The sequence below is a fragment of the Burkholderia sp. Ac-20349 genome, assembly GCF_017104865.1.
Lineage (GTDB): Bacteria > Pseudomonadota > Gammaproteobacteria > Burkholderiales > Burkholderiaceae > Burkholderia > Burkholderia aenigmatica.
On sequence record NZ_JAAGPM010000221.1, the window covers coordinates 1 to 8,752 of the forward strand.

The 8,752-nt window shown below is 65.1% G+C and carries 10 protein-coding genes and 1 pseudogene; 2 read left to right on the plus strand and 9 right to left on the minus strand.

The window, feature by feature from the left end; translation table 11 throughout:
- The 6 genes from G3N61_RS36610 to flhD all read right to left on the minus strand — a co-directional run.
- Positions 1-462, minus strand: a 462-nt coding sequence (locus tag G3N61_RS36610) for an Hpt domain-containing protein (protein WP_241018076.1), incomplete at its 3' end; no start/stop codon positions are given.
- 33 nt (positions 463-495) lie between these two features.
- Positions 496-873, minus strand: coding sequence for a response regulator (locus G3N61_RS36615; protein WP_043185040.1), 378 nt, complete (start codon positions 871-873; stop codon positions 496-498).
- A 24-nt stretch (positions 874-897) separates the two neighbouring features.
- Positions 898-1,914 carry a flagellar motor protein MotB gene (gene motB, locus G3N61_RS36620; RefSeq protein WP_043185039.1) on the minus strand — a complete coding sequence of 339 codons (1,017 nt, stop codon included), beginning with the start codon at positions 1,912-1,914 and terminating at the stop codon, positions 898-900.
- A 13-nt stretch (positions 1,915-1,927) separates the two neighbouring features.
- Entirely contained in the window at positions 1,928-2,788 is an 861-nt protein-coding gene (gene motA / locus G3N61_RS36625) for a flagellar motor stator protein MotA (RefSeq protein ID WP_043185037.1), read from the minus strand.
- Between the two features lie 168 nt (positions 2,789-2,956).
- Positions 2,957-3,511 carry a flagellar transcriptional regulator FlhC gene (gene flhC / locus G3N61_RS36630; protein ID WP_043185235.1) on the minus strand — a complete coding sequence of 185 codons (555 nt, stop codon included), beginning with the start codon at positions 3,509-3,511 and terminating at the stop codon, positions 2,957-2,959.
- Positions 3,512-3,603: 92 nt separating this feature from the next.
- Positions 3,604-3,924: a flagellar transcriptional regulator FlhD gene (gene flhD / locus G3N61_RS36635; RefSeq protein WP_027788649.1), complete on the minus strand. Its 321-nt coding sequence runs from the start codon at positions 3,922-3,924 to the stop codon at positions 3,604-3,606.
- A 663-nt stretch (positions 3,925-4,587) separates the two neighbouring features.
- Between flhD and G3N61_RS36640 the strand changes: the two genes are divergently transcribed.
- Positions 4,588-5,652, plus strand: a complete 1,065-nt coding sequence (locus tag G3N61_RS36640; protein WP_089449695.1) for a glycosyltransferase family 4 protein — start codon at positions 4,588-4,590, stop codon at positions 5,650-5,652.
- Positions 5,653-5,758: 106 nt separating this feature from the next.
- Here G3N61_RS36640 and G3N61_RS36645 read toward each other — a convergent pair whose 3' ends face one another.
- Positions 5,759-6,055, minus strand: coding sequence for an H-NS histone family protein (locus G3N61_RS36645; RefSeq protein ID WP_021162849.1), 297 nt, complete (start codon positions 6,053-6,055; stop codon positions 5,759-5,761).
- A gap of 299 nt (positions 6,056-6,354) precedes the next feature.
- Here G3N61_RS36645 and aqpZ point away from each other — a divergent pair, with 299 nt between their 5' ends.
- Positions 6,355-7,095 (plus strand): aquaporin Z, encoded by a 741-nt coding sequence (gene aqpZ, locus G3N61_RS36650; RefSeq protein WP_043185032.1) that lies wholly within the window; start codon positions 6,355-6,357, stop codon positions 7,093-7,095.
- A 118-nt stretch (positions 7,096-7,213) separates the two neighbouring features.
- Here the strand turns inward: aqpZ and G3N61_RS36655 are convergent, their stop codons facing one another.
- Both G3N61_RS36655 and G3N61_RS36660 read right to left on the minus strand, forming a co-directional pair.
- Positions 7,214-8,038, minus strand: coding sequence for a Cof-type HAD-IIB family hydrolase (locus G3N61_RS36655; protein WP_205824848.1), 825 nt, complete (start codon positions 8,036-8,038; stop codon positions 7,214-7,216).
- Positions 8,039-8,173: 135 nt separating this feature from the next.
- Positions 8,174-8,593: pseudogene (locus G3N61_RS36660) on the minus strand (ATPase); the annotation flags it as partial.
- Positions 8,594-8,752: the final 159 nt, after the last annotated feature.

An 8,752-nucleotide genomic window follows, 5' to 3' on the forward strand; every position in this document is an offset into this window, starting at 1 on the left:
CGCGCGGTTCACGGTCGGGTTGTCCGACTTGCACAGCGAGTAATAGCCGCTGAACCCGCTCGGCGTCTTGTGCTGCTCGGTGATCGACTGGTCGGGGTCGGCCGTCGCGTCGGTGCAGCCGGCCGCGTCCGGTTCGGCGCTGGCGCGGTAGTCGACGAGCTGGTCGGACAGCACGTCCTTGGTTTCCAGGAACGCATCGACCATTTCCTTGGTCAGCGTCAGCTCATGGTTGCGCGCGCGGTCGAGCAGCGATTCGAGGATGTGCGTCGTATCGGTCAGCGCGGAAAAGCCGAACGTCGCCGCGCCGCCCTTGATCGAATGCGCGGCGCGGAAGATCGCGGCCAGATCCTCGGGGTCGGGCGAACCGACGTCGAGGTTCAGCAGCAGCTGCTCCATCTGCGCGAGCAGCTCGTCCGCTTCGTCGAAAAATGTCTGGTAGAACTGAGTGATGTCGAGAGTCATGCCCGGTCCCGGGTTGAATGCGTCGCGTGAATGTCAGGAAGCGGCCGGCTCGGACAGCGTCGCGACCAGGTCGACCAGCACGGCGGGGTCGATCGGCTTCTCGATCCAGCCGGTCGCGCCCGCGTCGCGCGCGGCGTCCTTGAACGCGTCGCTGCCTTCTGTCGTCAGCACGAGGATCGGCGTGTTCACATACGCGCCCAGCACGCGCAGCGACGCGATCACCTCGAGCCCGCTCTTGCGCGGCATGTTCTGGTCGGTCAGCACCAGGTCGTACTGCCGGGCGACCGCCAGGTCGAAGCCGGCTTCGCCGTCCGGCGCCACCGTCACGTCGTAGCCGGCCTGCGCCAGCGTCGCCTGCAGCAGCGCACGCATGGTCGCGGAGTCGTCGATGGCGAGAATGGTTCGGATCATGTCTGTCTCGGAATCTTGTAAACGTCAGGGTTTCGGCACGGCGACGGCGGACGCCGCGAGCGCCGGGCGCACGGCCGGCGCCGGGGCCAGCTGCTGCGCGAGCTGCTGCGAGCCGGCCGCATCGGCCGACAGCGTCGTGGTCGTCGCATCGTCGCGCATCAGCGCCTCTTCGGATTTGCGGTTCAGCACGATCACGCTGATCCGGCGGTTTTCCGGATCGAGCGGGTCGGCCTTGTTCAGGTTCTGCGTCGACGCGAGGCCGAGCACGCGCAGCACTTTCGCCTCGTCCATGCCGCCGGAGATCAGCTCGCGGCGCGACGCGTTCGCGCGGTCGGCCGACAGCTCCCAGTTGCTGTAGCCGCCCTCGCCGCCCGCGTACGGCACGGCGTCGGTGTGGCCCTGGACGATGATCCGGTTCGGCACGTCGTTCAGCGTCTTGCCGATCTCGCGCAGGATGTCGCGCATGTACGGCTCGACGTTGTCGCTCGACATCGCGAACATCGGCCGCTTCTGCGTATCGACGATCTCGATGCGCAGCCCCATCAGCGTGGAATCGATGCGGATCTGCTGCTTGAACTGGCGCAGCGTCGGGTTGGCCTCGATCGCGGCCATCAGCTTGATCTGCAGGTCGTGCAGGCGCGTCTGCTCGAGCCGGTCCTGCGCGCCCTGCGCCTGCGACCGGGAATGCTCGTCGCCCGCTTTCGCAAAGCGCTCGGCGAGCTGCGTCGTGCCGTCGGTGCGGTGCAGCGTGCCGGCGTCGACGCTCGACAGGTCGCGGCCGCCGCCGTTGATGATGCTGGAATCCTGCGAGCTGCGGTCGCCGCTGCCGAACAGCGCGGCCTTCAGCGGCGTATTGAAGTATTCGGCGATCCCCTTCAGCTGCACCGACGTGACCGAGCTCAGCAGCCACATCAGCAGGAAGAACGCCATCATCGCGGTCATGAAGTCCGCGTACGCGAGCTTCCATGCGCCGCCATGGTGGCCCTTCTTCGCCGGGGCCACCCGCTTGACGACGATCGCGCGATCCTTGCTTTTGCTCATCGGGCGCTCCGCGTCACTTCGCCTTCACGCGGCGCACATGCTCTTCGAGCTCGGAAAACGACGGGCGCTCGGTCGAGAACAGCACCTTGCGGCCGAACTCGACCGCAATCGCCGGCGCATAGCCGTTCAGCGTCGCGAGGATCGTCACCTTGATGCACTGGAACATCTTGGTCGACTCGGCGACGCGCTGCTCCGCGAGGCTCGCAAGCGGCCCGATCAACCCGTACGACAGCAGGATCCCGAGGAACGTGCCGACCAGCGCCTGCGCGATCATCGCGCCGAGCACCGCGGGCGGCTTGTCGGCGGACGCCATCGTGTGCACGACACCCATCACGGCCGCGACGATACCGAACGCCGGCATCGCGTCGCCGACGCGCATCAGCGCGTGCGCGGGGCCTTCGCCTTCCGTGTGGTGCGTCTCGATCTCCTCGTCCATCAGGCTCTCGATCTCGAACGCGTTCATGTTGCCGCCCACCATCAGGCGCAGGTAGTCGGTCAGGAATTCGACAATGTGGTGATCGGCGAGGATCTTCGGGTATTGCGTGAAGATCGGGCTCTTTTCCGGATCGTCGATGTCGGCCTCGAGCGTCAGCGTGCCTTCCTTGCGTGCCTTCGCGAGCAGCACGTAAAGAAGCGCCATCAGCTCCATATAGACATCCTTCGTGTATTTCGAGCCCTTGAAGAGCGTCGGCAGCACGCGCAGCGTGGCTTTGATGGTCTTGCCGCCGTTGCCGAGGATGAACGCGCCGACGCCGGCGCCCACGATCATCAGGATCTCGACGGGCTGGATCAATGCGCCCAGATGCCCGCCTGCCAGCGCATAACCGCCGAAGACGGACAACAGCGTCACGAGTGTTCCCACGATAATCAGCACTGCCTGTCCCTCACGAATGACCGGCGGGGAGACCGCCGTTAAACAGGTTTACGGCAGTCGGCAGGAAAACTTTCGCGGCCGCCCGGCGGCGGCGCGGAGGTGTTTACCAGCAATTCGCGGACGCTTCGCGCCGCCCGGCGCGGCCGCTTGCGCCCCGCCCGGCAGTGCTCAGGCCGCGGCGGCGGCCAGTTCGGCGCGCGCGGCGGCGGCCTTGCGGGTCTTGCCCGCGCGCGACGGCGGCTGGCAGAGGCCGCAGACGAAACCTTGATGCGGATCATGCGCATGCGCGACGAAGTGGCCGCCGCAGCGCGTGCACGGGGTCATCTGCAGCATCCCCGAATCGAAGAAGCGCACGAGCGTCCACGCGCGCGTGAGGCTCAGCGCGGCCTCGTCGCCGGACAGGTTCACGTGCTCCAGATAGAGCCGGTACGCCTTCACGATCGACTGGATCGGGTCGCAACGGCCGTGGTCCTGCATGAACCGGTAGATGTTGTAGAACAGCGACGAGTGGATGTTCGGCTGCCACGTCATGAACCAGTCGGTCGAGAACGGCAGCATCCCCTTCGGCGGCGACACGCCCTTCAGTTCCTTGTACAGCTTGATCAGACGGTCCCGCGACAGGCTCGTCTCCGCTTCCAGCAACTGCAGCCGGGCGCCCAGTTCGATCAGTTCGATGGCGAGGGTGATTTCCTTCACCTCGATCACGACGCTTTTGCTTGCCATGGTGAAAACCGTCCGCTTGACGTTGTTCGGATGGATGGCCAATACGCTGCCCGCCGGCGCGGCACGCCGGGACAGTCGCAAGGCGGGATGGATCAGCGGACGCCTTCGACCTGCTGCCCGGCCATCAGGATGGCCGAGTGGGCGTGCGCGACGACATCGCTGCGGCCCTTGTCGGCGAGCGACGACAGCAACGCGTGATCGTCGAAGCGAAAGCGGCACAGCATCTGGTTCGACGCGGCGAGCTTCACGGTCTGTGCGAGCGTGAGGTTCCCGAGCACGTCGGCCAGTTCCTGGGAAATTCCCATGCGGAACATGCCCATCGCCTTGTCTTCCCGCAGCAGGCGTTGCGCGAGGAGGAGGTACGACAGGTTGACCTCTTTGATCTCACTGAGCATTTCGCTGGTAGCGCTCATGATTCCCCCGTTAAAGAGCTTTGCTTTGGCCATTCATGTTATGAAAACGTTTGCTCGATCGGGGCGCTCTTGGCGCTCAGTCGGCTCGTTTATAGTCTTACAGGGCGAATTTTGGCCAAACGGCATTTACGCCGGTATCAGCGAAGTGGCGTATGCCATGCAGGATTTGTCTGTAAACCGTGTAGGAATTTTTCCGACAAGGCGAATTGAAAGCTGAAATCGGGGAAGCAGGTGACAGCGCGAATTCGGCTGCGATGGATCCGATGGCCTCCGTGCGGTAGCGAAAGGCTTGCCGGCAAGGCTGCCGACAACCGGATCGGTAAAAATTATAGTGGTTTTTCACGATGACGCAACAATAGTTGCGTCTATCTCCATTTCTGATTCCGCGCCCTTTTTCTCGGGGTTTTCGCGTATTTCATCGTGTAACAAGCCTTAAGTGTTTGAAAAAACACTCGAACCCCTCAAGGCGATATCGATAATGGACTCCAATGGGCGGCGGCGCGAGCCGTGCCGGCCCGCCCCGCAGCTTGCCGTCCGGCGCCCCGCGCACCCCGCCCAGGGCACGGCCACGTACCGCCAACCGCGTACGTCGGCGAGTTCCGCAACCTTGCACGGGATCCGCATCGGCGCTACCGCGCCCTCGGATCGAAACAGGAGAACCCCATGCGAATTGCCCAGATCGCGCCGCTTTACGAAGCCGTTCCGCCGAAACTCTATGGCGGCACCGAGCGTGTCGTGTCCTACCTCACCGAGGCGCTCGTCGAACTCGGCCATGACGTGACGCTGTTCGCCAGTGGCGACTCCGTCACGTCGGCCCGTCTCGAGGCGGCCTGGCCGCGCGCCCTGCGGCTCGACCCGTCGATCCGCGATTCGATGGCGCCCCATATGCGCCTTCTCGAGCAGGTCGCCCGGGTCGCGCACGAATTCGACGTGCTGCACTTCCACCTCGACTACCTGCCGTTCCCGCTGATGTCGCGCCTCGACACGCCGTACGTGACGACGCTGCACGGCCGCCTCGACCTGCCGGAGCTGCAACCGGTGTTCGACGCGTTCCCGGACGCGCCGGTCGTGTCGATCTCGAACAACCAGCGCAAGCCGCTGCCGCAGGCCGCGTGGGCCGGCACCGTGTATCACGGGCTGCCCGACACGCTGCTCACGCCGCAGCCGGGCGTGAAGCCCGAATATCTCGCGTTCCTCGGCCGGATCTGCCCGGAAAAACGCGTCGACACCGCGATCCGGATCGCCGCGCAAAGCGGGCTGCCGCTGAAGATCGCCGCGAAGGTCGACAAGGCCGACGCCGACTATTTCAAGGAAGTGATCGAGCCGCTGCTCGGCGAGGCGCACGTCGAGTTCATCGGCGAGATCAACGAGGCGCAGAAGCCCGCGTTCCTGTCCGGCGCGAAGGCGCTGCTGTTCCCGATCGACTGGCCGGAGCCGTTCGGCCTCGTGATGATCGAGGCGATGGCCTGCGGCACGCCGGTCGTCGCGTTCAACCGCGGCTCGGTGCCGGAAGTGATCGAGGATGGCGTAACGGGCTTCATCGTCGAGGACGTCCAAGGCGCGGTCGGCGCGCTGCACCGGCTCGACAGCCTGTCGCGCACCGCCATCCGCGAACGTTTCGACACGCGTTTCAGCTCGAAGGCAATGGCGCAGCGTTATGTCGAAACTTACGAATCGCTTTGCACGCGAACCCGCCAACCGGCATTGCGCCGCGTCGCCGGCGCCTGACACGGAAATCCGCGAGGAAATATTCCGTAATCAATTCCGCGCCGAAATCGGCGCGCAAAACAAAAGAGCCGCATCTCGATGCGGCTCTTTTGCGTTGGGTTTTCGGTCATTCGATCAGGAAACGATCGCGATTTTTACCGACGATCCAATTCGGCGGCTTGCCACGCCCGCTCCACGTCGCGCCCGACTTCGGATCGCGGTATTTCGGCGGCAGCGGCGCCTTCTTCGGCGGGCGCCCGCGCTTCGCTCGCTCCGCGAAGCCCAGATCCTGGGCCGTCAGCCCGTATTCGGCAATCTTTTGCTGGACTTCGGCAATCACCGCCGCCACTTCCTGGCGGCGCACGTCGTCCGCCTGGGCCTGCAGATCGGCGATCTGCGCCTTGAGTTTCGCGTATTGAGACATTTTTTGACTCCCCTTTTCGATGATGCGGCCCCGGCGAATCCGGCCGGGATACTCACATCCGTTACGCCATCTGCACTGCTGCCCTGCCCTTCGATATTAATGCTGTCATCTTTAACCGATTCGGCTATATCGAGAATGCGGACTTATTCTAATAAAAGGCATTCGTCAGCCATTCAAATTTAACAATCGTTGACCCTCCCCGACCCGATTCATTTCCTATAATCCAGACCAATTCCGGTGACGGTTTAAATCCGTCGCGTCATCCGGTTGTCTTCAATCCACTTGAACGAGGTCCTTACATGAATCTTTCTCAGCGTCTCGCTGCAGAGGTATTCGGCACGTTCTGGCTGGTGCTCGGCGGGTGCGGAAGCGCCGTGCTGGCCGCCGCCTTTCCGGGCCTCGGCATCGGCTTTGCCGGCGTCGCACTAGCCTTCGGCCTGACCGTGCTGACGATGGCATTCGCCATTGGCCATATTTCGGGTTGCCACCTGAATCCCGCAGTGAGCGTCGGCCTGACGGTCGCCGGCCGCTTCCCCGCACGCGATCTCGTGCCTTACATCGTCGCGCAGGTTGTCGGCGCGACGATCGGCGCATTCGTGCTGTACCTGATCGCGACCGGCAAGCCGGGCTTCGACGTCGTCGGCAGCGGCTTTGCGACGAATGGCTTCGGCGAGCGCTCGCCCGGCCACTACGCACTCGGTGCGGCGTTCATTTGCGAAGTCGTGATGACGGGCTTCTTCCTGTTCGTGATCCTGGGTGCCACCGACAAGCGCGCACCGGCCGGCTTTGCGCCGATCGCGATCGGCCTCTGCCTGACGCTGATTCACCTGATCTCGATCCCGGTCACCAACACGTCGGTGAACCCGGCCCGCTCGACCGGCCCGGCACTGTTCGTGGGCGGCGAAGCGATCGGCCAGCTCTGGCTGTTCTGGGTGGCGCCGATCATCGGCGCGGCACTCGCCGGGATCATCTACCCGCTGGTCGCAGGGCGTGACAACGCCGTCGACCTGCTGCCGGTATCGGCTCGCACAAGCGAATAAAACACTACGGGGTCAAGCGAGCAGAGCAGCGAGCCTCACGCTGTCCAAGAAGATCGAGGCAGGTCATTTCGACGGGCGCCACTGGCGCCCGTTTTTCATTTCCACCGGAGCAGGACGCTCAGGATGCGGCGGGGTTGCCTTCGAGCGAAAACAGCGTGCGCAGGTGGCGGGCGACACCCGCGTCGAAGTTGTTGCCGATCCGCGGGATGTGCGGCAGCCGCGCGATCAGGTCGGGGTTCGCGTTGTTCATCATGAACGCGTGGCCGGCGGTTTCGAGCAGGTCGATATCGTTCATGTTGTCGCCGAACGCGATGCAGTGGCCGGTGTCGACGCCGAACCGCGCGAGCACCGAGCGCAGCGCGCGGCCCTTCGACACGTTAGCGGTCATCACTTCGAGGCAGTCGGGCAGCGAGTACGTGACGTACAGCGCATCGCCGAAGCGCACGCGCATCTGCTCGGCGACGACCGCCAGATCGGCCGGATCGCCGATATACAGCACCTTCGCGATATCCGTGCCGTCGTGCGCGGCCATGTCGATCACGTCGTAGCGGAAGCCCGAATCCTGGTGGAATTCGAGCAGGTGCGGCGCATCGCGGTCGATCAGCCAGCCCTGGTCGGTGAACAGGTTGACGATCACCCGGCCGTGCGCGCCGACGACCTCCGGCTGCACGAGGCCGCGAACGATCGCCGGATCGATGTCCTGCGCGTGGATCGTCGTGTCGTCCGGCGCATGCACGCGCGCGCCGTTCGACGTGATCAGGTACGGCCGGATGCCGAGCACGTCGCGAATGCCGGCGACGTCCGCGTAATGGCGCCCGGTGGCGATCACGAACTGCAGGCCGTCGCGGTCGAGCCGGCGGACGGTGTCGATCGTGTACGGATCGAGCTGGTGGTCGCTGTTCAGCAGGGTACCGTCGAGATCGGTGGCGATGACTTTGTACATGGGACGGAAGAATGGCGCTCAGGGCTCTGCGGAACGGCCATTTTAACGTCGTGCCCGGTTGCCCGCCGGACGGTTCCCGGTCGATCTCCGCCAGCGGCCCCGCTTCGGGGCGCCTTCAGCCACCCTCGAACGCCTTCAACCGCCTTCCGCTTCCCGCAGCGCCTGCAGCGCGAGCCGTAGCGCGCCGTGCGCCGAATCGTCGAGCGGCGCGCGCAGCCGGGCAGCATGGCGCGCCGGCACGGCCGGTGCCAGTGCGTCCGCCAATCCGCCGCACAGCGCGACCGGCAGCGCCTGCTGCGGATCGAGCGCGTCGATCATCTTGCCGATCTCGTCGCCCGCCTGCGCGATCAGTGCGCCCGCGACCGGATGCGAACGGTGAGCGAACACGATCGGCGCAAGCCGTGCGTAGATCGTCTGGTTCGCATCGCACGACCACTGGACGAGCGCATCGCGATCCTGCGCGCCCGTTTCCGCGAGCAGCGCGCTGGCGAACGCATCGCGCGGCACGCGGCCGTCGAGCGCCTGCTGCGCGTACGCGAGCGCACGCACGCCGACGCCGTAGTCAATGCTGGAGAAGCGAGATGTGACAATGGCTTACTCGAGGCGCCACGGTGCGCGGCGCGTGCGTGAGAGGTACAGGGCCGCGGACGCGACGCAATGCGGGAAAAGGGCTGCGGTCGTTCGCGGGAGCGGGCTTTCGGCGAGGCCAGACGA

Coding starts and splice junctions, on each gene's coding strand:
- G3N61_RS36655 (WP_205824848.1), bottom strand. CDS start 8,038: ATGTACAAAGTCATCGCCACCGATCTCGACGGTACCCTGCTGAACAGC.
- flhC (WP_043185235.1), bottom strand. CDS start 3,511: ATGGCAAGCAAAAGCGTCGTGATCGAGGTGAAGGAAATCACCCTCGCC.
- flhD (WP_027788649.1), bottom strand. CDS start 3,924: ATGAGCGCTACCAGCGAAATGCTCAGTGAGATCAAAGAGGTCAACCTG.
- G3N61_RS36615 (WP_043185040.1), bottom strand. CDS start 873: ATGATCCGAACCATTCTCGCCATCGACGACTCCGCGACCATGCGTGCG.
- aqpZ (WP_043185032.1), top strand. CDS start 6,355: ATGAATCTTTCTCAGCGTCTCGCTGCAGAGGTATTCGGCACGTTCTGG.
- motB (WP_043185039.1), bottom strand. CDS start 1,914: ATGAGCAAAAGCAAGGATCGCGCGATCGTCGTCAAGCGGGTGGCCCCG.
- G3N61_RS36640 (WP_089449695.1), top strand. CDS start 4,588: ATGCGAATTGCCCAGATCGCGCCGCTTTACGAAGCCGTTCCGCCGAAA.
- G3N61_RS36645 (WP_021162849.1), bottom strand. CDS start 6,055: ATGTCTCAATACGCGAAACTCAAGGCGCAGATCGCCGATCTGCAGGCC.